The sequence below is a fragment of the Aquimarina pacifica genome (genome assembly GCF_000520955.1).
GTDB lineage: Bacteria > Bacteroidota > Bacteroidia > Flavobacteriales > Flavobacteriaceae > Aquimarina > Aquimarina pacifica.
On sequence record NZ_JACC01000030.1, the window covers coordinates 31336 to 56934 of the forward strand.

At 33.6% G+C, this 25599-nt stretch carries 23 protein-coding genes; 6 read left to right on the plus strand and 17 right to left on the minus strand.

Going from position 1 to position 25599, the window contains the following annotated elements; genetic code table 11:
- Nucleotides 1–17: 17 nt before the first annotated feature.
- The 10 genes from DZ60_RS0115140 to tamL form a co-directional block, all read right to left on the minus strand.
- Nucleotides 18–1145: an AraC family transcriptional regulator gene (locus DZ60_RS0115140; protein WP_025742886.1), complete on the minus strand. Its 1128-nt coding sequence runs from the start codon at nt 1143–1145 to the stop codon at nt 18–20.
- Between the two features lie 11 nt (nt 1146–1156).
- Entirely contained in the window at nt 1157–1819 is a 663-nt protein-coding gene (gene rpe / locus DZ60_RS0115145; protein WP_025742887.1) for a ribulose-phosphate 3-epimerase, read from the minus strand.
- 49 nt (nt 1820–1868) lie between these two features.
- Nucleotides 1869–2270, minus strand: coding sequence for a BLUF domain-containing protein (locus DZ60_RS23185; protein ID WP_025742888.1), 402 nt, complete (start codon nt 2268–2270; stop codon nt 1869–1871).
- 251 nt (nt 2271–2521) lie between these two features.
- Complete coding sequence (locus DZ60_RS0115155) at nt 2522–2932, minus strand: BLUF domain-containing protein (protein ID WP_025742889.1); 411 nt, start codon at nt 2930–2932, stop codon at nt 2522–2524.
- Nucleotides 2933–3144: 212 nt separating this feature from the next.
- Complete coding sequence (locus DZ60_RS0115160; RefSeq protein ID WP_025742890.1) at nt 3145–4008, minus strand: sigma-70 family RNA polymerase sigma factor; 864 nt, start codon at nt 4006–4008, stop codon at nt 3145–3147.
- 273 nt (nt 4009–4281) lie between these two features.
- Nucleotides 4282–6477, minus strand: coding sequence for a polyribonucleotide nucleotidyltransferase (locus tag DZ60_RS0115165; protein WP_025742891.1), 2196 nt, complete (start codon nt 6475–6477; stop codon nt 4282–4284).
- A 236-nt stretch (nt 6478–6713) separates the two neighbouring features.
- A complete protein-coding gene (gene rpsO / locus DZ60_RS0115170) occupies nt 6714–6983 on the minus strand; it encodes a 30S ribosomal protein S15 (RefSeq protein WP_025742892.1) in 270 nt (89 codons plus the stop codon).
- Between the two features lie 167 nt (nt 6984–7150).
- On the minus strand, nt 7151–8011 hold the full coding sequence (gene accD, locus DZ60_RS0115175; protein ID WP_025742893.1) for an acetyl-CoA carboxylase, carboxyltransferase subunit beta: 861 nt from the start codon (nt 8009–8011) through the stop codon (nt 7151–7153).
- Between the two features lie 60 nt (nt 8012–8071).
- On the minus strand, nt 8072–9139 hold the full coding sequence (gene fbaA / locus DZ60_RS0115180) for a class II fructose-bisphosphate aldolase (RefSeq protein ID WP_025742894.1): 1068 nt from the start codon (nt 9137–9139) through the stop codon (nt 8072–8074).
- A 203-nt stretch (nt 9140–9342) separates the two neighbouring features.
- Nucleotides 9343–11922, minus strand: coding sequence for a translocation and assembly module lipoprotein TamL (gene tamL, locus DZ60_RS0115185; protein WP_025742895.1), 2580 nt, complete (start codon nt 11920–11922; stop codon nt 9343–9345).
- A gap of 37 nt (nt 11923–11959) precedes the next feature.
- Between tamL and DZ60_RS0115190 the strand changes: the two genes are divergently transcribed.
- Nucleotides 11960–12691 carry a TrmH family RNA methyltransferase gene (locus DZ60_RS0115190; RefSeq protein ID WP_025742896.1) on the plus strand — a complete coding sequence of 244 codons (732 nt, stop codon included), beginning with the start codon at nt 11960–11962 and terminating at the stop codon, nt 12689–12691.
- Between the two features lie 14 nt (nt 12692–12705).
- On the opposite strand, the gene porT is transcribed toward DZ60_RS0115190, so the two are convergent.
- Both porT and ubiE read right to left on the minus strand, forming a co-directional pair.
- Nucleotides 12706–13428 carry a type IX secretion/gliding motility protein PorT/SprT gene (porT, locus tag DZ60_RS0115195; protein ID WP_025742897.1) on the minus strand — a complete coding sequence of 241 codons (723 nt, stop codon included), beginning with the start codon at nt 13426–13428 and terminating at the stop codon, nt 12706–12708.
- Between the two features lie 89 nt (nt 13429–13517).
- Entirely contained in the window at nt 13518–14246 is a 729-nt protein-coding gene (gene ubiE / locus DZ60_RS0115200; protein ID WP_025742898.1) for a bifunctional demethylmenaquinone methyltransferase/2-methoxy-6-polyprenyl-1,4-benzoquinol methylase UbiE, read from the minus strand.
- Between the two features lie 207 nt (nt 14247–14453).
- Between ubiE and trkA the strand changes: the two genes are divergently transcribed.
- Together trkA and DZ60_RS0115210 are read left to right on the plus strand one after the other, a co-directional pair.
- Nucleotides 14454–15803, plus strand: a complete 1350-nt coding sequence (gene trkA / locus DZ60_RS0115205; protein WP_025742899.1) for a Trk system potassium transporter TrkA — start codon at nt 14454–14456, stop codon at nt 15801–15803.
- A 2-nt stretch (nt 15804–15805) separates the two neighbouring features.
- Nucleotides 15806–17302, plus strand: coding sequence for a TrkH family potassium uptake protein (locus DZ60_RS0115210; protein ID WP_025742900.1), 1497 nt, complete (start codon nt 15806–15808; stop codon nt 17300–17302).
- A gap of 176 nt (nt 17303–17478) precedes the next feature.
- Here the strand turns inward: DZ60_RS0115210 and DZ60_RS0115215 are convergent, their stop codons facing one another.
- From DZ60_RS0115215 to DZ60_RS0115225, 3 genes are all read right to left on the minus strand, one after another.
- Complete coding sequence (locus DZ60_RS0115215; RefSeq protein WP_025742901.1) at nt 17479–17766, minus strand: hypothetical protein; 288 nt, start codon at nt 17764–17766, stop codon at nt 17479–17481.
- Nucleotides 17767–18003: 237 nt separating this feature from the next.
- On the minus strand, nt 18004–19191 hold the full coding sequence (locus DZ60_RS0115220; RefSeq protein WP_025742902.1) for a pyridoxal phosphate-dependent aminotransferase: 1188 nt from the start codon (nt 19189–19191) through the stop codon (nt 18004–18006).
- 43 nt (nt 19192–19234) lie between these two features.
- Nucleotides 19235–20335, minus strand: a complete 1101-nt coding sequence (locus DZ60_RS0115225; RefSeq protein ID WP_025742903.1) for a fatty acid desaturase family protein — start codon at nt 20333–20335, stop codon at nt 19235–19237.
- Between the two features lie 139 nt (nt 20336–20474).
- Between DZ60_RS0115225 and rsmG the strand changes: the two genes are divergently transcribed.
- Nucleotides 20475–21104, plus strand: coding sequence for a 16S rRNA (guanine(527)-N(7))-methyltransferase RsmG (gene rsmG / locus DZ60_RS0115230; protein WP_025742904.1), 630 nt, complete (start codon nt 20475–20477; stop codon nt 21102–21104).
- Nucleotides 21105–21286: 182 nt separating this feature from the next.
- On the opposite strand, the gene pruA is transcribed toward rsmG, so the two are convergent.
- Complete coding sequence (pruA, locus tag DZ60_RS0115235; RefSeq protein ID WP_025742905.1) at nt 21287–22915, minus strand: L-glutamate gamma-semialdehyde dehydrogenase; 1629 nt, start codon at nt 22913–22915, stop codon at nt 21287–21289.
- A gap of 452 nt (nt 22916–23367) precedes the next feature.
- Here pruA and DZ60_RS0115240 point away from each other — a divergent pair, with 452 nt between their 5' ends.
- Together DZ60_RS0115240 and DZ60_RS0115245 are read left to right on the plus strand one after the other, a co-directional pair.
- A complete protein-coding gene (locus tag DZ60_RS0115240; RefSeq protein WP_025742906.1) occupies nt 23368–24084 on the plus strand; it encodes an NRDE family protein in 717 nt (238 codons plus the stop codon).
- Between the two features lie 26 nt (nt 24085–24110).
- Nucleotides 24111–25112 (plus strand): DUF6695 family protein, encoded by a 1002-nt coding sequence (locus DZ60_RS0115245; RefSeq protein ID WP_025742907.1) that lies wholly within the window; start codon nt 24111–24113, stop codon nt 25110–25112.
- On the opposite strand, the gene apaG is transcribed toward DZ60_RS0115245, so the two are convergent.
- Entirely contained in the window at nt 25105–25491 is a 387-nt protein-coding gene (gene apaG / locus DZ60_RS0115250; protein ID WP_025742908.1) for a Co2+/Mg2+ efflux protein ApaG, read from the minus strand. The genes DZ60_RS0115245 and apaG overlap by 8 nt on opposite strands.
- Nucleotides 25492–25599: the final 108 nt, after the last annotated feature.

Here is a 25599-nt window from a genome sequence, read left to right on the forward strand (position 1 = left end):
TATAATTCTTTACCTTTTTAGAGGTTTTTGATGGTTTTGTTTTTCCTTTTATATTCTGAGGGTGTACAGTTATATTTATTTCTGAAAGCAGAATTAAATGTAGCTTTGTTATTAAATCCAACATCAAAATAAATGGTTTTAATACTGGTGTTAGAGTTTTCTAAAAGTAGTTTACTTGCTTCTTCGAGACGATATTCATTTATAAATTGATTAAAATTCTTTTTAGATTTTTCATTTATTAATTTTGATAGTGTATGACTAGAAAACCCCATACTGTCGGCTAATTCTACCAAGCGAAGATCATTGTTCAAATAAGGTTTTTCGGTTTGTATATAGGATAGTAATTGAGCATAAAATTCACTTTTTGTTGTATCCGTAAGTGTGGCTTCACTTTCTTTCTTTAAAAATAGATGAGATAATAATTCCCCATTAAAAATAGAAGGTTCTTTGTATACCATATATCCAATACTATAGATCGCTATTGTCATAGAAAAAGAAATGGCATAATCCCAATGAATTGTAAAGAATGAAAATTGTATTAATATATAGTAACTTGCATACGCAATGGTGAAAATTAAAAATAGATTAATAAGTAAAGAGGTCCATTTTTTTCGAATACTTTCGTACTCTGTTGGTTCATTATTTTTATGATAACGTATATAGTCCTTTGTAACTATTAAATAGATGAGTAATGAGAGAATAGCCAGCCACGGAGAGCGCATTGATTTATACATATAGATAGAAAGCCCTTCTTCTACACTTTCAAAATTTCGAAAACCTTCTGAAACAATTAGATAGTATGCGTTTATTATAAAAGATATACTTGGCGTAAGAAAGTGATACCATCGTATTTTAAAGTTTTTACTATAAAATTTGGTGATATAACTATAAAGAAGAGGCCCGAAAGCTAGATACCAACTAGTGTCAAAAAAATAAGCGTAAGGGTATTTTATTTTATAATTGGTCCAAAAAAAGACATATTGTAGCAGTATAAAAGAAAATCCTAGAATCAATAAAACGATAGGTAGATTATTAACTCTTCCTGCCTTATGAGTAACCAGAATACTACTTAAAAAGAACCCGAGGGAACTTGCAATTAGAAAAATGGATGTCCATGTATCAAAAGAAGGAATAGGAGTATCCATGCCTAAAACGTCTATAGTTTTATAATCTCTTTAAGTTCTTTAATCGTTTGTGTTGGGTTTTCGCTTTTGAAAACGAAACTACCCGCTACTAGAACATCTGCACCCGCTTCGATAAGTTCTTTTGCATTTTTATTGGTAACTCCACCATCAATTTCTATGCTTGTTTGTGCATTATTTCTTGTGATTATTTCTCGAAGTTGTTTTACTTTTTTGTAAGTGTTTTCTATAAATGATTGACCTCCAAACCCAGGGTTGACACTCATAACACATACAAGGTCAATATCATTGATAATATCTTCAAGTACTGTGACATTGGTATGTGGATTTAGGGCAACACCAGCTTTCATTCCGTTAGCTTTTATAGCTTGTAATGTTCTGTGCAAGTGTGTACACGCCTCATAATGTACTGTCAGAATATTGCTTCCAAGATCAGCGAAGGTTTTTATGTATCGATCCGGATCAACAATCATAAGATGCACATCAATTGTTTTGGTAGCATGCTTTACAATGTCCCGTAAAACGGGCATTCCGAAAGAAATATTCGGAACAAAAACTCCATCCATAATATCAATATGAAACCAATCAGCCTCACTGTTATTAATCATTTCTACATCTCTCTGTAAATTAGCAAAATCTGCTGCTAATACCGAAGGAGCAATACGTTTTGAAGCCATATAATATATTATTTGTGGCAAAAATACTATTTAAGTTTTGAATAGTATATTAAGGATGAGACATAAATTTTTGAAGAAGGTAATAGGTGCTTTTATAATGCTCCGCTTGATCATTTTGTTTTATAAGATTCTCGGGTATTTGTATAGGTTGATCCCCTAATCTGGTTGTGAATGAAGAATTATATTTGAAGAACGAAGAAGTGTCAATTTCTTTATCCAACATTTTGATTATGTCATAGTGCCTCGAATCTTTTTTTATTTTTTCGAATAGGACCAAAATAGTTTCTTCATCACCTTCTAAAATCTGAAAAAAATTTCCGTTAGAATACATTAATATCCCTGTGATACTATTTTTATTATTAAATTCTTCAACAAAATTAAATAACTCTTTTATATCAGAATTCGATAAACTCTTACTAGCAGTGCTAACGTAGCTAATGATATGATTCATGTTAATAGTATCTAACAGTTCTGAGGTATAATCGAAGATACGAATTTTGATACCATTCTAATAAAATTATGGATTTAGAATACTTTTATAATACCGTAAAAGTTGTTTTTATTTCAAAAAAGAAAGAAATATTATTTAGTTCTAGAAAACTGACTCATTTACTCATTATATTATATCATATTATAAGTCGATAGCATTTATTATTAAAGGTTTAGTCTAATACGCTGTTAATTCTTGTAGATGAGAGGTAGTTAAGCAATTTGAAGAAATTTTTGAACAATATAAGAGGTACTTTGATAGTGTTCGGCATTTTTTTCTTTCTCTTTTTGTAAAAACATATTTAAGTCTTGGTTGTACGGGTTATTAGATAATATTGTAATAAACGATGAGCCATATGTAGAGAAAGACGGAACCTCGATTTGTTTATCTAACATTTTGATAATATTATAATGTCTAGGGTCTTTTTTTATTTTTTCAAATAGCAGCAAAACCTTTTCTTTATCACCTTCTAAAATCTGAAAAAAATTTCCATCAGAATACATTAATATCCCTGTGATATTAGATTCGATATTAAATTTTTCTACAAAACTAAATAGCTCCTGTATATTAGAATTTGTTAGGTTCGAACTGGCTGTACTTACGTAACTAATTATATGTCTCATGGTACTAGTGGTCTCTAAAAGTTTTGGGGTATATTCTAAGGTACGAATTTTAGAGTAATTTTGGTAGAAATATGATTGATTTGGGTGGTTTTTTATTTAAAATATATTAATTCAAAACAAAAAAACCACCGGTAATCAGCCGGTGGTCATTCATCAATCAAAAAACGAACAGTTATGTTATAAAACTGTTTGTAATTGTAATTCAGGATTTTCTATCCCAAATAGGTTTTTAGTATTTTACTTCTAGAAGTATGTTTTAATCTTCTTATTGCTTTCTCTTTAATTTGTCTAACACGTTCACGTGTTAGGTCAAAAGTTTCTCCTATTTCTTCGAGTGTCATTGGGTGTTGGTCACCAAGACCAAAATATAATCTAATAACATCTGCTTCTCTAGGAGTAAGTGTTTCTAACGCACGTTCTATCTCAGTACGCAATGATTCGTGTAATAATGTTTTATCTGGGTTGGGAGACTCACCAGAATTTAATACATCATAAAGGTTCGAATCCTCTCCTTCTACAAGTGGAGCATCCATACTTACATGACGTCCAGAGTTTTTCATTGACTCTTTTACGTCATTAATAGTCATATCTAATTCTTTAGCAATCTCTTCGGCACTTGGTGGTCGCTCATGAGATTGTTCTAAGAAAGCATATGTTTTATTAATTTTATTAATCGATCCGATTTTATTCAAAGGAAGACGAACAATACGCGATTGCTCTGCTAATGCCTGTAGTATTGACTGACGAATCCACCAAACGGCATAAGAAATAAACTTAAATCCACGTGTTTCATCAAAACGTTTTGCAGCTTTTATTAATCCTAAATTCCCTTCATTAATTAGATCAGGAAGTGTAAGTCCTTGATTCTGATATTGTTTTGCAACAGATACCACAAATCGAAGATTTGCTTTTGTTAATTTTTCAAGAGCTCTCTCATCACCCGCTTTTATTCTTTGGGCTAATTCTACTTCTTCATCTGCAGTAATAAGGTCTACTTTTCCTATTTCTTGCAAATACTTATCCAGCGATGCAGTTTCACGATTCGTTACCTGCTTCGTAATTTTAAGTTGTCTCATTCTATGTCTCCTTGAAATTTAATTAATGAATACTTTAGGGCTTCATTTAATTATACGTTATATGTTATAAAAATGTTACAAAAAGGTTGTGTTATTTCTTTTTTTAGGTTGTAATGCCTTGTAAATAGGTTGTTTTGCCCGTTTTTTTAATAAATAAAAAAAGAAGTATAGATAAAAAAGCATCGATAAAATAAGTTTTATCGATGCTTATTGTACGTTTCTATGTTTTATCGAGATAAACATAGATACATATTTTTATTTGGTTGTAAGAAATTAACTTTCCTTTTTACTTGGTCTAGGTTTTCTTTCGTCCCGTTCTCTTGGTTTTCCTGAACCTTCTGGTCTTGGAGGTCTAGGTAACAGAGCTTTTCTTGAAACTTTTTCTTTACGAGTTCTAGAGTCAATACCAAAGTATTTTACATCAAATACATCTCCCATGTTTACAACGTCGCTCACATTTTCAGTACGTTCCCATGCTAATTCAGATACATGAAGAAGCACCTCGTTTCCTGGAGCCTCCATATATTCTACAACAGCTCCAAAGTCAAGCATTTTGATAACTTTAACCTCATATACACTGCCAACTTGTGGCTTGAATAGTAAAGAATCTATTTTTGCTAATACAGCATCAATACCCTCTTGACTTGTTCCAAGAATTTCTACATTTCCTTCTTCAGTTACAGGATCCTCATTAATTACGATTGTAGTACTTGTTGTCTTCTGTAATTCCTGAATTACTTTTCCACCAGGACCAATAAGGGCACCAATAAATTCTCCAGGAATAACTCTGGTTACCATTTTAGGAGCATGTGATTTAACATCTGCATTCGGAGCCGAAATAGTATCAGTAAGTTTTTCTAAAATATGAAGACGTCCATCACGTGCTTGTTTTAATGCATTGACTAAAATCTCATAGCTTAACCCTTTTACTTTGATATCCATTTGACACGCAGTAATTCCGTCAGAGGTTCCTGTTACTTTAAAATCCATATCACCTAAGTGATCTTCATCACCTAAGATATCAGATAATACAGCATATTTTCCAGAATCTGCATCAGAAATAAGTCCCATTGCAATACCCGAAACTGGTTTTTTCATTTGAACACCAGCATCCATTAATGCCATTGTTCCAGAACAAACTGTTGCCATAGAAGAAGAACCGTTTGATTCTAATACTTCAGAAACGACACGTACTGTATAAGGACAATCTTCTGGGATCATACCTTTTAGTGCTCGTTGTGCTAAATTACCATGACCAACTTCTCTACGTGACGTTCCTCTTATAGGACGTGCTTCTCCAGTACAGAAAGGAGGAAAGTTGTAATGAAGATAAAATGTCTCTTCACCTTCAAAAGAAGGCATGTCTATTTGATTAGCTTCTCTTGAAGTTCCTAATGTAACGGTTGCTAATGCTTGCGTTTCTCCTCTGGTAAAAATAGAAGATCCATGGGTAGAAGGTAAGTAATCTACTTCACACCAGATCGGACGAATATCCGTTGTTTTTCTTCCGTCTAAACGTAATCCTTCATTAAGTGTAAGATCGCGAACGGCGGCTTTTTCAGCTTTACTGTAATATTTTGAAATTAAACCACCAAAATCTTCGATTTCTTCTTCAGAAAAGGTGCTGATTATTTCTTCTTTTATTTCAGAAAAGGCTAATCCTCTTTCTTTTTTTGATGAACCTTGTTTTGCTACAGCATATACTTTATCATATGCTAGGTCATGAATTTTCTTTTCTAAATCTTCGTCATTTCTTTCAGGATCGTATTCTCTAACTTCTTTTTTTCCGAAAGCTTCAGCCAATTTTACCTGAGCAGCACATTGTACTTTAATCGCTTCATGGGCAAATTTTATAGCTTCAGTCATTTCTTCTTCAGAAATTTCATCCATTTCACCTTCTACCATCATTACTGAGTCTGCAGAGGCACCAATCATCATATCAATATCAGATTCTAGTAACTGTGCTCTAGTAGGGTTAATGATAAATTCACCATGTACTCTACCAACTCTTACTTCAGAAATAGCACATTCAAAAGGAAAATCAGATAATTGTATTGCGGCAGATGCAGCTAGTCCAGCCATTGCATCAGGCATTACATCATCATCATGAGACATTAATTGTATCATGACCTGAGTTTCAGAGTGATAATCTTTTGGGAATAAAGGTCTTAATACTCTGTCTACTAGTCTCATGGTTAATACTTCACCATCACTAGGTCTTGCTTCTCTTTTGAAAAAACCACCAGGGTATCTACCTGCTGCTGCGAATTTTTCGCGATAATCAACGGTAAGTGGTAAGAAATCTACATCACTCTGTTTGTAATTAGATACAACGGTACAGAGTAGCATACATTTTCCTGATTGAACAACTACAGAGCCATGTGCCTGTTTTGCTAATTTTCCGGTTTCGATAGAAATTTCTCTACCATCACCAAGGTCTATGACCTCTTTATAAACTTTTGGAATCATATTTTTTCTGATTCTAACATATAATACATATCGTAAACGTACTATATGTTTAATTAAACATTGGTTTCCGTCTAACTCGGACGGACAAGGTTGTGTTGTTGTAGTTGCGCGACCAATGAAAAACTAAGGCGTTCATTTTTTCCTAATTAAAAGGTCAAAATGTTTTTATTAAAAATCTACTGAGTAGACTTCTGTGTAATTAAAAAAGAGAGACATAAATGCCTCTCTTTTTTTGATTATTTTCTTAATCCTAATTCTTTTACAATTGCACGATATCTCAAGATATCTTTTTTGATAAGGTAATCTAATAAATCTCTACGCTTACCTACCAATTTAACTAATGAACGCTCTGTGTTAAAATCTTTACGATTTTTTTTCAAGTGCTCAGTAAGGTGAGTAATTCTGTGCGTAAATAATGCGATTTGACCTTCTGCAGAACCGCTATCATGCTTTCCTTTACCGTGTTTTGCAAAAATTTCTTCTTTAACTTCTTTCGTTAAATACATTCCAATATTATTTAAATGATTTTTATGTATATAATAGCATTTTGCTATTAACGTGCAAATATACTAATTTTTAAAACATTACAATGGTTTATTTCATAAATTGAAATGAACAAAGTGTTACTAGTACATTATTGCCTCTCTAGTTACAATTCAGAAAATATTTTCTCTTAATTGTTTGATAAAGGTCTGTTTAGTATTAAATTCAGATATAGATTTACCTTGTTTTTTAGTTCATGTCTTGGTGTAATAAAATCAAGGAATCCATGTTCTTTCAAGAACTCTGCAGTTTGAAACCCTTCTGGCAACTCTTTTCCTGTTGTATCTCGTACTACTCTAGGTCCTGCAAATCCTATCAGCGCTCCTGGTTCTGCAATATTAATGTCACCTAGCATTGCAAATGATGCAGTGGTTCCTCCTGTGGTTGGGTCCGTGCATAAAGAAATGTAAGGAATGCCTGCATCTGCCAATTGTGCTAGTCTTGCAGAGGTTTTTGCTAATTGCATTAACGATAATGCGGCTTCCATCATACGAGCACCTCCTGATTTAGAAATAATTAGTAACGGAATTTTGTTTTTTAGCGAGTAATCTGCTGCTCTGGCAATTTTTTCGCCAACTACACTTCCCATTGATCCGCCGATAAATGCGAAATCCATACACGCAATAACTAAATCATTACCATTAGATTTTCCAACCGCCGTTTTGACTGCATCTTTTAATTTAGTTTTTTCCTGAGCATCTTTAAGACGATCTACATATTTCTTTTTGTCCTCAAATTTAAGAGGGTCTTTTGACGAAAGATTTTTATCAAGTTCTTTATATTTATTGTCGTCAAATAAAATCTCAAAATATTCTTTACTGCCTATTCGAACATGATAACCATCTTCTGGACTTACATAGAAGTTTTTTTCTAATTGTTCTGCATCTACAATTTTTCCTGTCGGAGATTTATACCAAAGTCCTTTTGGTACATCTTTTTTGTCTTCTGTAGCAGTCTGTATACCTTTCTGCGTTCTTTTAAACCAAGCCATTAAGTAGTCTCTTTAAAATAAAGTCGAAAAATAGTGATTTTCAACTTTTATTTTACCTTTTTACAAGGTATTAACATTATTCAAATCTTCGAAAGCCTTTTTAAGGCGGTCTTTAAATGTGATTTCACCTTCTCTTAACCATTTTCTAGGATCATAATATTTTTTATTAGGTTCTTCAGATCCTTCTGGGTTTCCAATCTGCGTTTTAAGGTAGTCTATATTAGTAGTCATATAGTCACGTATCCCAACATTAAAAGCAAATTGTAGATCTGTGTCGATATTCATTTTAATAACACCATACCCGATAGCCTCTCTTATTTCTTCTAGGGTAGAACCACTTCCGCCATGAAATACAAAGTCAATGTAATTTTCTTCGACACCGTATTTTTCTGAAATAAACTCTTGAGAATTTTTTAATATTTTAGGAGTAAGTTTTACATTTCCTGGTTTGTATACTCCATGCACATTACCAAAGGCTGCAGCAACTGTAAATTTATCACTTACTTTAATTAATTCTTCATAGGCGTATGCTACCTCTTCTGGTTGCGTATATAATTTAGAATCGTCTACATCACTATTATCAACCCCATCTTCTTCACCACCAGTAATTCCTAATTCGATCTCTAATGTCATACCCATTTTACTCATACGAGCTAGATATTGCTTGCAGATTTCAATGTTTTCCTCGATTGATTCTTCTGATAAATCAATCATGTGGGAGCTGTATAAAGGTTTTCCTGTTTCTTTATAGAACTTTTCTCCTTGATCTAGTAATCCATCAATCCAGGGGAGTAATTTTTTTGCACAGTGATCTGTGTGTAAAATAACGGGTACACCATAAGCTTCAGCCATTAGATGTACATGTTTTGCACCTGCAGTAGCCCCAAGTATAGATGCTTTTTGATCAGTATTAGAAAGACCTTTTCCTGCGTTGAAATGAGCTCCTCCATTAGAAAATTGAATGATAACAGGAGCGTTTAATTCTGCTGCAGTTTCTAAAACGGCATTGATTGTATTAGAACCTATTACATTAACGGCTGGTAACGCAAAAGCATGTTCTTTTGCATACTTAAAAATAGCCTGCACCTCGTCTCCTGTTGCAACTCCTGGTTTGATGTTGTGACTCATAATTTAGTTTTAATTTGTATGGAAGTAAAAGTAGTAAAATTATACGTAAATGGGTACGATTACAATGTCGTATAAAGGGTATAAACGTAATTATTTCTAATTACATCGTTATAGTTAATAATTAAAATGCTAAAAGAATATATTTTGTATAATTATCTAGTTAATTTTTTGAATTATTATGATTTGTTTGCTGCTTTTTTGGTCTAAAACGGATAGTTAATTCCGAAATTATAAACAGCTTTAGAAAGGTTATATCCTTTAAACCATCTTTGGTCTTCATCATTGGCAGGATTAAATGTTTTAAATCCAATATCGAGTCTAATGACGAAAAAATTAAAATCGTATCGAAATCCAAGTCCGCTTCCTACTGCTATTTCTTGAATATCATCAAGTTTAGAAAAAACGGCTTCTTCTTCATCTGCATTGTCAAGTACATTCCAGATGTTTCCTGTGTCAATAAACAAAGCTCCATTTAGGGATCCTAAGATGTTGTATCGATATTCGATATTTGCGGCTATTTTCATATTCGCTTCATTAAATTCGTCGATACCACCGGTACTTCCTGGTCCCAGATCATACACTGTCCAGGCTCTATTGTCATTCGGTCCTCCTCCGAAGAAACTTCGAGCAAAAGGAATACTGTTTGCATTGCCATACGGAAGGGCGATACCACCAAACATTCTAAAAGCAAGTATGTTATTTCGTTGCAAGTCCCAATGCTTTATGTAATCTAATTCAATTTTAGCGTATTGAGAAAATTCGACTCCAAATATATCATATCGATCATTTGAATTTTTCTTTAACCCAGCTAGATTCGAAATAGTGCTTAAAACATTACCTGCTAATTCTAGTTTGAGTCTAAATCTAGAATATTCTTCGTCATAAAGATTTTCGCGGTTGTTTTTTGTGAATGTATAGCTAGATGCAAAAATAAGATTGTCTTCTGTTAATCGGGTTTTACGTTCATTAATATTTAATATTTCTTCTAGCTGATCCGTTGTTAGGTCAGTTTCTCTTTGTGAGCTAAGAGATTGTGCAATGAAACCATTTGCTCCTCCTGGTATACTTAATGTGGCTTCATCAATAGTCAAAGTTCCTGTATCGGGTTGAGAAAAGAATGGCGAGTCAACATCAAGAACTTCCCTTGCAATAGTATTAAGGTTGTTGAATGAGGTGTTGTAAATGTTAAAGTAATTACTGGTGTTTAGATTTCTAACATATTGTACATTAATAATATCTAATTGATTGTTTCTTGTGCTGCTTGGTTTCCATTGGTAATTAAATATACCTGTTGCATTTTGCTTATCGAGTCCAATATTTTGTTGAAGGTTGAGGCCTAGTATAAGGTTTGTTTTTGGAGACATGCTTTTTGGAATAATCCTGTTGGTCTTGATTGGGAAGAGTATTTTTGGAAATGATAATTTGGCATCAGCCCCGATCTCTGAGATATTAAAAAATTTTTCTCCTCCGTCAACCGCGTCACTAGAAGAACCGATACTCCCTCGTCCAGAAATTTCCAGAATTTCGGCTCCCTTAAAAACATTTCGAATTAATAGAGATCCTCCGAAACCTATTCCAAATGCCTGAATACTAGATGTAGAAATATCAAACTCTACATTTGTACTGTATTTTTTTCTTGGAGTTAATAGTATGTTGGCTATAAGGCTTTCTCCTTTTGGGTCTTTTGTGTCAATAGCATACCTAATATTAGGATATTTAAACATTCGTAGGTTGTTTACCTGGTTTTGGGTAAGAGTACGATCCCTGTCTCTATAAATTTCGTTTGGATTAATTAAAATAGCATTCGTAATCGCTTTTCGAGTATATTTTATTTTGTCAAACGCAAAAATGTTATACCCTTTATAATTGGTGCTATCTAGAGGTTTTCTACTTTTGTTGGCATATGAATAATCAGTATAAATATTCACATCACTTATCTTGTATTTTTTGAAGGGAATTCTAGTCGTCGAATCATTATATGTAACTGATCTGTTTTTGATAAGAAGATTAAGATTTACAGCATGGTCAGTATTTATAGTATCTGCATCGAATTTTATATATTCTTTTTCAAAATCATATAATCCAGAGTTTCTAAATAATGAGGTAATTCGTTCTCTTTCTGCCTCGATATCACTGGTTTTGTATTGACTTCCAACAAGAATTTTTGATTTTTCTGTATGAAGTTTGAAAATAGAATCAGCAACCGTTGTTTCTATTTTTGTTGTAAGCGAATCTATAAAATAAGGTTTGTGTGGCTTGATGTAGTAGTCTATCGTTGCTGTTTTGTTTTCGGTTGTATTAATTTTATAATCAGCCTCTACATTAAACCATCCATTATTCCAATAATAAGATTCTAGCCTTTTTATTGATCGTTTTGTCTTTGATTCATCAATTATAAAAGGAGTTTCTCCGGTGCTTTTGATCCATTCATTGATGCTGGATAATCCTACTCCTAATCGATCTACCTGTTTTTTAGAAAGTAAATTTGTAATTCGTTTTTCTCGTTTCGGTTTTTTTGTTAGCCAATCTTGATAGGCAGAATCTTTATTTGGGCTTGCTAAATTATATAAGTGAAGTCTAAGTGGTATACCAAGCAGCCGTGTATTGGGTTTTTGGTATAGTTGATTGTATAAATTAACGTCCTTAGTTTTTACGCTATCTACAAAAATTTGATTTTTTTCTAATAAGTAATCACTTTCCTGAACTCTTTTTACTGCATCACATGAAAATAAAAAGACGGTAGTTAGGGTAATTAATAATATTTTTGCGGATAGGACTTTCAATTCATATTCATTATTGATTCAAAAATACACTATTTGTATGGTTAGCAAAAACCAAAGAAAACTAATAAAGAGTTTATATCAAAAAAAATACCGAAAACAGCACGGTTTATTTGTTGCAGAAGGAAAAAAAGTGATAAAAGAGCTACTTGATGCAAATATTGAGCTTCATTCTCTTTTTACAGTAGATGTTCGTTTTTTTGAAACTTCGGGAAATAATACATATAAAGTAACAGATGAGGAATTGAAGCAAATTAGTTTCTTAACTACCCCACAGACAGCACTGGGTGTTTTTTATATTCCTAAAATAAAAAAAATAGAGAATAACGGATTGGTTTTGGCGCTTGATGATGTTCGTGATCCTGGTAACTTAGGTACTATTATTCGTTTGTGTGATTGGTTCGGAGTAAAAGATTTAGTTTGTTCTTTGCAAACAGTAGATTGTTATAATACTAAGGTTATTCAGGCTACAATGGGTTCTATTACGCGCGTCAATATTCAGTATGTAGATCTTGTAAAATATTTAGAAGAAAACACTGGTCTTGTAACTGTTTTTGGAACTTTTATGGATGGAGATTCTGTGTATGCTAAACAATTGCCTAAAAAAGGTATTGTGGTAATGGGGAATGAAGCTAATGGTATATCTCGTACCATTGAAGATTTGGTTGATAAAAGGTTGACCATTCCTCAATTTGGACAAAATAGAGAAACAGAAAGCCTTAATGTGGCCACTGCTACTGCAATATTATTAAGTGAATTTAGGAGATCTTAATTGCCGTGTTCTTGTTATTGAAAAGTGAAATTGATAAAAATTCCTCTTGAAGACATTTTGTCAATATTTGAAGTCCAAGGGCTTAAAGGATCGTTGTCTCTAACAAGTTCATCACTCATAGCGAATACACCTCTAATTGACGGTGTAAATTTAAAATAGTATAAGTATAAATCTACACCAAAACCAATCTCATAATAATTAGTGTTGGTTTTCATTCTAAATTGCCCTGCTGCATTATCATCAGGGTTGTCCTCGTTACTCGATAAGTTAAGAGAAGTTGATATACCTCCGACAATAAAAGGTTTTATGTTGTTGATTCTTTTTGTCGATACTTTTAATAATAGAGGAAGGTGGACATAAGTAGATTTTACTTCTCGCTGTGATCTAAATGTGTCTGTAATTTCGAAGTCAGTGCTATTGAACAATAAATTTCTTGTAGAGAAAGTAACCATAGGTTCGAATCTCAGGTCAAAATAATCATTGATTCTCATATTGCCTAGGAGGCCTACACTAAAACCTGTAGATTCATCATGAATCACTTCTGTCAAAGGGTCTCCTTCTTCGGGAACATTATAATCAAAATTAAAATCATAAAAATTAAATCCTAAAATATACCCATAACTGAATCTAGGTTTATCAAAATTTTGCAGGTTTTGTACGCGTTCTTTAGAAAATAGTTGAGCACTCATGTCTTGAGTACATACTAAAATTGCAAGTAAGATAAATAGTCTTTTCATCGATTTTTAAAATTTTTCTTTACCGAAGAACGAATAAAACTTCGTAAATCGGGTAAATCCTCTGTCTTCGCATAAACCTTATGCTTTCATTATTTTGTTGCTACATAAATAGTGGCAACACCAAAAGTCTGTGGGTTATCTTTGACTTCTATAAACCCAATTTTTTTCAAAATATTGTTGAAGGCCTCCCCATAAGAAAAAGCTGCAGCACTTTCACTTAAGTAAGAGTATGCAGATTTGTCTTTAGAAAACAATTTTCCTATTAAGGGTAGTATTCTAGTTGTATATAGTTTGTACCCTTGTTTATATGGGGTTTTAGTAGGGATCGAAGTTTCGAGTACTATAAAAGTGCCTCCTGGTTTAAGTACTCTATAAATTTCAGACAAACCTTTTTCTAAATTCTCAAAATTACGCACTCCAAAAGCAACGGTTACAGCATCAAAGTAATGATCATCGTAGGTTAGTTTTTCACTATCCCCTTGAACCATTGTGATAACATTTTCTAGTTTTTTGTCTAGTATTTTTTTTCTACCAATTGATAACATGCCCTTAGAAATATCTAGGCCAATGATTTCTAAAGCCCCAGTTTCTGATAGATTGATTGCAAGATCACCAGTGCCTGTAGCTACATCCAGAATTCTTTTAGGATTTGTATTTTTTACTAAGGACACTACCTTTTTACGCCATTTTATATCAATTCCAAAAGAAATTACACGGTTGAGTCCGTCATAGTTTTCCGAGATAGTATCAAACATTTCGGTAACCTGTTCTTTTTTAGATCGATTTTTGTCTTTGTAGGGTGTTATTTTCTCCGACATTCAAAAAAATTTAGGCAAATATACATTTTTGATACGGATAGTAAGAATAGATTTTAATTAAGTTATTGGGAATCAAATTTTATCAGTTTATCAATTTGTAGTACCTTTGTAGGCTTTTATAACGTAAGACGCTTATTTTCCTCAAAAAATAAGTAATAGATCTTATGGTTTATTTTATCACTAGATGGGAAACAATATACAAAACCAATGAAAATTATTATCGCCGGAGCCGGTGAGGTAGGTTTTCATTTGGCAAAACTACTCTCTTTTGAGTCTCAAGACATAACACTTATAGATACTGACAAAGAATGTCTTAATTACGCAGACACTCACTTAGACATTAGGGTTATTAAAGGAGATGCTACCTCTATTGCTATCTTAAAAGATGCAGGTGTAGAAAATATCGATATGGTAATTAGTGTTACCTCAAGTGAGACTACAAATATCACGACTTGCGTGCTTGCAAAGCAATTAGGCGCTAAACGAACAATAGCGAGAATTTCGAACGCTGAGTTTATAGAAAATAAAGAAGAAGTTGGGTTTACAAAATTTGGAATAGATGAATTGATTTCGCCTGAGGCATTGGCTGCTAGTGAGATTGAGCTTCTACTAAATCAATCTGCTTTTCATGACAGTTATGAGTTTGAGGATGGAGCACTTACCATGGTAGGAACAACGCTTTCTAAGGAGGCTTTGTTTGTTGGTAAAACAGTAAGAGCAGCAGCAGAGATATTTCCTGAGCTGCATTTTATGCCTATTGCAATTCAAAGGTCAGGAACGCAATATACGCTTATACCCAGAGGAGATACAACTTTTAAAGAAGGAGATCAGGTGTATTTTGTGACTTCCAAGGGAGGGGTCGAAGAACTTTATAAGTTAACAGGAAAAGTCAAAGAGGAGATCAAAAATGTAATGATTCTCGGAGGTAGTAAAATAGGTTACAAGACTTCACGAGATCTTTGCGATCATAAATTTCGGGTAAAACTAATAGAAAAAGACAAAGAAAAATCGTTTGATCTTGCAGACGATTTACCGAGTGCGTTGATAATTAATGGAGATGGTCGTAATGTAGAATTGTTACAAGAAGAAAGTATCGACCGGATGGATGCGTTTATTGCCGTTACAGGTAATTCTGAGACAAATATCATGTCGTGCTTGGTTGCAAAATCTAAGGGGGTAAGAAAAACAATTGCTTTAGTAGAAAATATGGATTATTTTCAGCTATCACATTCTATTGGAATCGATACGCTTATCAATAAAAAACTATTGGCGGCTAATAATATTTTTAGATTTATTAGAAAAGGAGAAGTTGTGGCGATGACCAAATTAAATAATATGAATGCCGAACTTCTTGAATTTATAGTGAAGCCCAGATCAGAGGTAAGTGATAATCTAATAAAAGATCTTGATTTTCCTCGTTCGGCTATTATCGCAGGGGTAATCAGAAATGGAGAAGGGATGATTCCTCTAGGAGATTTTTATATCCAGGCAAGAGATAGGGTGGTTGTGTGTTGTTTGCCAAAATCTATTAAGAAAATAGAAAAGCTTTTCTTGTAAGAATGTCTAGATTAAACTATAAAATAATTTCACATATTATGGGGCTTCTTTTGCTCTGTAATGGAGGGTTCATGATGTTGGCTGCAATTGTCAGTTTTTTGTATAAAGACGGCGTGACGGTAGAAATTATGATGTCTTCCTTGTCGACCATGTTTGTTGGTGTTGCTTTAATGTTTTTGACTAGAGAACATCAAAAAGAAATTAATAAACGTGAAGGGTATATTGTTGTGACCTTTGGTTGGATTTTTATGTCATTGAGTGGCACCTTACCTTATATTTTTTCTGGAGCTATACCAACATTTACAAATGCCTTTTTTGAAACCATGTCGGGGTATACAACCACTGGGTCTTCTATTCTTAATGAAATTGAGATTATCCCCAAAGGCATCTTGTTTTGGCGTAGTTTAACGCATTGGATCGGAGGAATGGGTATAATAGTATTAGCAATAGCGATCTTACCATTGTTGGGTATAGGAGGGATGCAATTGTTTACTGCAGAAGCTCCAGGTCCTAGTGCAGATAAATTACATCCTAGAATAACAGATACAGCAAAAAGATTATGGCTTATTTATTTTGGCTATACTGTAGCAGAAACTATTCTCTTGAAACTTGCAGGGATGAATTTTTTTGATGCAATTAATCATTCTTTAAGTACACTTTCTACAGGTGGGTTTTCTACAAAAAATGCAAGTGTAGCATATTGGAATGATACACCGATTATTCAATATATCATTATACTTTTTATGTTTTTGGCAGGAATGAATTTTGTTCTTAGCTACTTTGCGTTTAAGGGGAAGGTGCAAAAAATAATTAGAGATCAAGAATTTAGATGGTATTCAATTTTTGTTATAGTATTTACGGTAATTACAGCAGTTGTGATTTATTACAAAGCAGATGTTTCTATTTCTTCTATTGATCATCCGATGGTGTGGGGAGAAGCAGAAAGTGCTTTTAGACATGCGCTGTTTCAGGTATTGGCTGTGATTACCACAACTGGTTTTGTAAGTGCTGATTTTACCAGGTGGACTCCTTTTCTAACGGTCTTTTTCTTTGGTATCTTTTTTTTAGGAGGATCAGCGGGTTCTACATCAGGCGGAATAAAAGTTGTGAGGCATTTAATAACTATTCGTAATGGGATTTTAGAGTTTAAACGTACGCTTCATCCTAGGGCGGTTCTGCCAGTTAGGTATAATACAAAAGCAGTTTCTAAAGAAATTGTGTTTAATATACTAGCATTTTTTATTTTGTATATGCTTTCTTTTATTATTGGCTCCGTGGTATTAGGAATGCTAGGTTTAGATTTTGAAACCGCTATCGGGGGAGCGGCCTCTTCTCTAGGTAATATTGGGCCCGCATTAGGGAAACTTAGTCCTGTTAATAATTTTGATATGCTTCCCGATTTCGGAAAATGGTGGTGTTGTTTTTTAATGTTAATAGGAAGATTAGAACTTTTTACAGTTCTTATTTTACTAACTCCGTTTTTCTGGAGAAATAATTAATCACAGGAACTGCGTAAGTTCATTATTTATTAGTTAGTAAATAAGTGAAATTCAAGATGTCTTTATCAATCTCAATAAAAGACCAATCACACTCTTAGAGTATAATAGGTTAAGAAATGTTTCGTGTAAACAAGCACAAACATTAATAAAAAGTGTAAGTGGATGTTGCTACATCACTATTGTATTTGCCACTCCCAAGTTGCAGATGAATATTTGGATAAAGACCATAATTCTGTTACCTTTTTTATAGTGTCTTTTACGGTGCCAGATATACTGTCAAGATGTTCATCTTCGATGAAGAATATGTCTAAAATAGACTCATAATATCCTGTATAGTTAGAATCAGATTGCTTTTGTGGTTCAAAGTCCAAAATTTCTGCATCTGTTTGTGCTACGTCAAAGTTTTCTTTAAGAAGATTGAGTACGTTTTTTGTTACAATACGTTCTTTTTCTAGAGTATTCATAAAAGGGGGATTTTATGTGAGTATTTAATAACTTCCTAATGGGGTATATTATGGAGCGGTTTTGATTTTTTTACAATTATAATGCAAAGTTCAGCCTTTTTGAGTTAAGGAAGGAACAGCATATTCGTAAAAAAAAGTTAAAGGGAAGTTAAAAATTTGTGCAATTACGGTTAAACAATAAACCGGTTACATCTATACTAGACATAACCGGTTTAGGGTATAAAATTAAGCTAAAAACTATTGTAAAGCTTTTTTGATTCTATTGACAGCTTCAGTGATTTGTTCTGGACTTGCTGCGTATGAAATTCTAATACAATCACCGTTTCCAAAAGCGATTCCTGTAACAGTTGCTACATTTGCTTTTTCTAATAAGAACATAGAGAAATCAGTAGCATTTTCGATCGTTTGTCCTTGTAGTGTTTTACCAAAGTAATATGAGATATTAGGGAAAACATAAAATGCACCTTCTGGCTCATTACATTCAAATCCTGGGATCTCAGATAACAAATTTAAAATAAGTTTTCTGCGTTGCTCAAATTCATCCACCATGTATTTAATATTGCTTACAGGTGCTTCTAAGGCTGTAATTACTGCTCGTTGCGCAATACAGTTAGCTCCACTAGTAACTTGACCTTGTATTTTGTTACATGCTCGCGCTATAGTTTTTGGTGCACCGATATATCCAATTCTCCATCCTGTCATGGCAAAAGCTTTTGCTACTCCATTAACAGTTACAGTTCTATTATACATATCGTCAAACTGAGCCATTGATGCATGACTTCCTACATAATTAATATGTTCATAAATTTCATCACTTACTACAACGATATTGGGGTGCTTCTGTAGTACATCTGCTAAAGCTCTTAATTCTTCTTTGCTGTAGATAGATCCACTTGGGTTACAAGGAGAGCTATACCAAAGCATTTTTGTTTTCGGAGTGATTGCTTTTTCAAGTTGTTCAGCTGTCATTTTGAAATCAGTATCGATAGAAGTTTTTACTTCTACAGGAACTGCTCCAGCAAGTTTTACGATATCGCTATAGCTAACCCAATAAGGACATGGTAAAATTACTTCATCGCCTGGGTTTAGGTATACCTGAGCAACATTGTAAAGAGATTGTTTTGCTCCAGTTGATACAACAATTTGAGAATGGTCGTATGTTAATCCATTGTCTCGTTTAAATTTTGTAATGATAGCATCTTTCAATGCAACATATCCATCTACTGGAGTATAAGAATTATAATTGTCATTTACAGCTTGTATAGCGGCATCTTTAATGAAATCAGGAGTATTAAAATCGGGTTCTCCTAGACTAAGGCCGATAATGTCTTTTCCTTCTGCTCTTAATTCTCGAGCTTTGGCTGCCATGGCAAGTGTTGCTGATGCTTTGAGAGAATTAATTCTGTCTGATAATTGTGCGCTCATTTCTGAAACTGGTGTACTCATTTTGATTGGTAAATAAAAGTTACTATTGCATTACCGCAGGTTTCATCCCCATTTCTTTAAGATGTCTAAAATGGGCAAGTATCGCCTTGCGGGTAGTTTTGTATTCGTTATAAGGTAAATTAAATTCTAAAGCTGTTTGCTTTACAATTTTGGAAATTTTAGTATAATGTACATGACTAATATTCGGAAAAATGTGGTGCTCTACCTGGTGGTTTAAGCCTCCTGTAAACCAATTAACTAGCCTGTTTTTTGTAGAGAAATTTACCGTGGTAAATAACTGGTGAATTGCCCATGTGTTTTTCATTGTGCCTGTCTTGTCAGGAAGCGGCATTTCTGTGTCTTCTACTATATGTGCTAATTGAAATACAATACTTAAAATCAATCCAGCTACATAATGCATGATAAAAAAGCCGATAAGAATTTTCCACCAAGCAATAGACATAAATATCATCGGTATAGCTATCCAAATTAGGATATAAATTATTTTGGTGATTACAACGGTGCTCCATTGTTTTAATGGACTGGGTAGTTTACCATATGAAAGCTTACGCGAAAGATAATTTTTCGTTTGTTTAAAGTCCGTTGTAATAGCCCAATTAAAAGTTAATAAGCCATATAAAAAAATAGAATAGTAATGTTGGAATTTATGAAAACGTCTCCATTCTGCGTGTTGCGTAAAGCGAATTACCCTACCAGCATCCATGTCTTCATCATGACCATGTATATTCGTGTAGGTATGGTGTAAGACATTGTGTTGTACCTGCCAATTGTATACATTTCCTGCCAAAATGTACAAGCTGCTTCCCATTAATTTGTTAATCCACTTTTTTGATGAATAGGATCCATGATTTCCATCATGCATTACATTCATTCCAACACCCGCCATTCCGACTCCCATAACAATGGTAAGCAATAGCATCCACCATTGCGAGATGTCAAGTGTTAATATTAAAAAATATGGAGTCAAGAACAAAGTAAACATGACTACAGTTTTTAGGTGTAATTTCCAGTTTCCTGTTCTTTTAATGTTATTGTCTTTGAAATATTCGTTTACACGCTTGTTAAGTGTTCTAAAAAATTTAGCAGAATCTACCCTACTAAAACGTACATCTGGTGTCGTCATGATTGTTGAGGTTTATGAACAAACGTTATTTGTCATAATTATATTGAGCAAAGTTAGGTATTTAAATTTTTTAAGTTCCTAAAAAAGAAACAAAATATATGATCTTATCTCGTATTTTTGCTGCTTAATTTCTGAATTAATGAATATCCTTCTAAAATATTTTCCTGATCTTACAGAAGAGCAACAATCTCAGTTTTCTGAATTGGGAACTTTGTATGCTGAGTGGAATGCCAAAATTAATGTGATATCACGTAAAGATATAGAGTCTTTGTACGAAAGACATATTTTACATTCTTTGGGTATTGCAAAGGTACAGCCTTTTGAGCCCGGTAGTAATGTGTTAGATGTGGGAACGGGAGGTGGTTTTCCAGGTATCCCACTTGCGATTTTATTTCCTGAAACCCAGTTTTATTTAGTAGATGTAATTGCTAAGAAAATTCGTGTTGTAAACGAAGTGGTAAATGCTTTAGGCTTAAAAAATGTAAAGGCAGAACAACGAAGAGCAGGTACTTTTGACGAACGTTTCGATTTTGTGGTAAGTCGAGCAGTTACTAATATGCCTGATTTTGTTAAGTGGGTAAGAAAAAATATAACAAAAAAGAGTCTACATGATATACATAATGGAATTCTTTATCTTAAGGGAGGAGACCTGTCAGAAGAATTATCCTTGTTTCCTAAGGCAGAACAACATGAGCTTTCGAATTATTTTGATGAAGAATTTTTTGAAACTAAAAAAGTTGTGTATCTCCCTTTAAAATATAAGTTGTAATACTACGCTATTAGCTATAACTAGAAATTGGCATTAATCAAATAGTAATCCGGGCTCAATTCAAATAATTTAGTCAGGAAAGTTATGTAGAAGTTTAATTTTAATGGATATAAACTGCTGCCAAAACTATTTTTGAATCTTAATATTTTATAGTTCGGCAGCAGTAAAGTGTATTTAGTTTTCTATTTCCCTAAAAAAGGATACCTGTAATTAGAAGGAGATAAGAAGGTTTCTTTGATTGTTCGAGGAGATACCCATCTTAGTAGATTAAGGTATGATCCTGCTTTGTCATTTGTACCAGATGCTCTTGCACCACCAAAAGGTTGTTGGCCAACTACTGCTCCTGTAGGTTTGTCATTAATATAGAAGTTTCCGGCACTGTTCTGTAATGCTTCGGTTGCTTCATTAATTGCATACCTATCAGTAGAAAATATAGCACCAGTTAGTGCATAATCACTTGTTTCATCTACTAATTGTAATGTTGTTTTCCAGTCTTTATCGTCATATACATAAATGGTAATTACTGGTCCAAAAAGTTCTGTGCACATAGTAGTGTATTTTGGATCTTTGGTGACAATTACAGTGGGTTCGATAAAATAACCTTTCGACTTGTCATAATTTCCGCCAGCTATGATTGTAGCATCAGTATCTTTTTTAGCTTTTTCAATATAACTCACAAGGTTGTCAAATGAACGCTCGTGAATGACTGCGGTTATGAAGTTGCTCATGTCTTCAGGAGAGCCCATCTTAAATGATTTTATATCCTCTAGCACTTGTTTTTCTACTGCTCCCCATATACTTTTAGGGATATATGCTCTAGAGGCGGCACTACATTTCTGCCCCTGAAATTCAAAAGCTCCTCTAGATATTCCTGTAGCTACTTGTTTAGGGTTTGCGCTTGGATGTGCTATAATAAAATCTTTTCCGCCGGTTTCTCCTACAATTCTTGGGTATGTTTTATAGGTGTGAATATTAGCGCCTATTTTTGCCCAAATATCCTTAAAAACATGCGTGCTTCCAGTAAAATGGATGCCTGCAAAATCAGGACTAGCTAAAACTGTATCTGTAATCATTAAAGGATCTCCGTATACCACATTAATTACACCATCAGGGACCCCAGCTTCTTTAAAAATATCAACAATTACTTTGGCAGAGTAAATTTGACTATCACTTGGTTTCCATACAACTGTATTTCCCATCAGTGCAGCACTAGCAGGAAGGTTTCCTGAAATTGCAGTAAAATTAAAAGGAGTTATAGCGTATACAAAACCTTCTAGAGGACGGTATTCGAGTCTATTCCATATGTCAGAAGTAGAATCGGGTTGGTCTTCGTAGATTTTTGTCATGAATTCTACGTTAAAGCGCAAGAAATCTATGAATTCACATGCGGCATCGATCTCTGCTTGAAAAATGTTCTTGGATTGGGCTAGCATAGTCGCAGCGTTAATTTTTGACCTGTATGGTCCTGCGATTAATTCTGCAGCCTTTAAAAATACTGCTGCGCGTTCTTCCCAATTAAGATTAGCCCATTTTTTTCTTGCTTCTAGAGCAGTCTCAATTGCTTTTTCAATATGTTGTTTTTCTGCTTTATGATAGGTGCCCAGAACATGTTGATGATCATGAGGTGGTGTCATAACAGCAGTGTCTCCTGTTTTTATTTCTTCCCCATTAATATATAAAGGTATATCTATCGTAGAGTTATACATTGATGCATAAGTAGCTAGAACCTCTTCTCTTTCTGAGGTTCCGGGAGCATATGATTTTACTGGTTCATTAATTGCTGCCGGGACTTGAAAAAAGCCTTTTCCCATAATGTAATGTGTTAGTTTGAATTAGTTGAGATGTCTCCATCTGTTGAGTTAACTGTATTAGATAGCAAAGATAGAAAATAATAGAGCCTAAAATATATTTTAACCTTTTGTACAGAAAAATAGGAATGCAAGTGCTGTTTTGAAAGTGCTAGAATAGAAAATTAATTGTTTATTGAGTTTGAAAAAGGTGGAAGTGGTTTGGAGTCATAGTTAGTTTTGATCCCAAAACTGCATAGAAAAGACGTCGTGAGTGTCTAAATTCAATGTATAAATAGCCTAAGTCTAACAAGGGGCGGCGGCTTTCTCGAATTATATATTATTTTTGATAAGAAGTATTTGCGATTACTCTATTTTTTTGTCACAAAGGGAGTCAGAGTTTTCAGGCTTATAAATATTTAGAGTATGTGTTTTTTTTTGTAAGTTGTAACATATTTAGTCGACCTAGAAAATATATGTGTACAGTTACGTTGATCCCCACTAAAGAAAATAATTTTATTCTTACCTCGAATCGTGATGAGGCAATAAATAGAAAAACTTTACTTCCTGAATTCTATCAAGAAAACGGATCCAGAATGTTATTTCCTAAAGATGCAGTCGCAGGGGGGACATGGATTGGTGTTAGTGATAAGAACACTATGATTTGCCTACTTAATGGTGGGTTTGATATTCATAAAAGAGCTTCTGCTTACAGGCAAAGTAGAGGAGTTGTGGTAAAAGAGTTACTAGGTGCGGATGATTTAGAAAAGTCGATTTTGGATTATAATTGTAAGGGTATTGAACCTTTTACTATTATTGCTGCAAATTGGAATTCGGATTTATTATTGTTAGAATTTGTTTGGGACGGAAACCAAAAACATCTCCGGGTATTAGAAAAAGAACTGTATATATGGTCATCCTCGACATTGTATACTCAGGAAATGAAAAAAGTTCGGGAGCATTGGTTTGCTGATTTTGAGATCAATAATACGCTAACACCAGAATCATTACTTTATTTTCATAAAAATGCAGGAGTGGGAGATTGTAATATTGACTTGCAGATAGATAGAGGAGATTTGAAAACAAAAAGTATTACTCAAATTGTGAAGAAAGAAGAGGAATTGTCTATGCGTTATGAAAATCTACAAAATAAAGAAGTGAGTACGGTTATTTTTGAGGCCATTACTGCTTAATAGATGATTTTTTAAAATAGAAAAGATTGAAAAAGTATACAGGTAAAATAATTTCACTTGCCTTTCCTGATACATTTGTGAAATATTCTGATGAATTCTTAGTTAAGGCCTTCTTGGCAGTTGGGTTCGGGAAAAGTAACTATATTAAAGCGGGTCATGCAGCATTTGTACTTATCGAAAATGAGACTGGTAATGCTGAGTATTATGATTTTGGGAGATATGTTACGCCTCAAGGATATGGTAGAGTTCGAAGCGCAGAAACCGATGTAGAATTAGAGATTCCTTTTAAAGCGCTTTTGGGGGCTGACCAAAAAATAGAGAATCTTGAAGAGTTTTTGCTTTGGTTAGAAAAACACCCAGAAAAAACACATGGCAGTGGTCGATTAGTGGCATCAGTTTGTGATTATATTGATTATCAAAAAGCTAAAGATTTTGTTCTTTCTATTCAGGAAAAAGGGAGTGTGTTGTATCGAGCATTTGGCAAAGAAGGAAGTAATTGTTCTCGTATTGTAGCAGATACTATTTTGGCAGGAACTGATCATTCAAAAATTATAAAAGCATTATTGCGTAATAAATCGTTTACTCCAAGTCCTTTGGGGAATGTAGAGAAATCTTCGTTAGGAGGTACTATATATCAAGTTAAGGATGGTGAGTTAACTGTGTACCCTGGGTCTGTCCTTCGAGAGAACTTGACCAATTATTTTGATAAGAAATTACCCGAAGTAAGTAATAGTGATTCTAAAAATGGGGTTGATTTTTTATTAGAAAAAGCGCATTACCTCTCAGGTATTGGGAGTGGAGCCTATTTTACTTTAAAAAAAGTTGACCAAGAGGTGTCCTTATTCGAGATTACCAGATATACAGAATTCGGCGTTAAAGATTTTACAGGCCTTTTTATGGAAGTAAATAATAATTTTGATTCTACAAAAGAATATCAATTCGTGTATGATTCGAATTGTAAATATTGTCACATCAAACAAGGTGATACTATAATCAGATTTGAATTAAAAAGAAGGGTTTTTAATTAAGAGCAAATGGGGCGCTTAATTTAAAGTCAGGAATCATTACCTGAAATTTTCTTGTAGAAGTAAAATTAACCATATTGTAATGCCCTTTCATAGCTCCAAAAGGAGAACTCAGAAGACAGCCGCTGTTATAAACATGTGACTCTCCTGGCTTTAAGACGGGTTTTTTTCCGATTACACCTTCTCCTTCAACAATTTCGGTATTATTGAGAGCGTCCTTTATTTCCCAGAAACGCGAAGTAAGCTGCACAGAGTCTTTGCTTTGGTTCTCTATCGTAATACGATAACCAAAAGCAAAGTGCACCTTGTAGTTCTTATAGAACGTGCCTTCGAAGGTAGTGTCTACCGAAATCTTTATGCCGCTGGTGATTTGTTGAACCATAACTATGTGTAATAGCGTTTCTTAATTAAAAAAGTTCTACGCTAAAATAATGGCTAAAATAATAAATATTTGATTTGATAACAGAAATTTAACAAGAGATTTGATTAT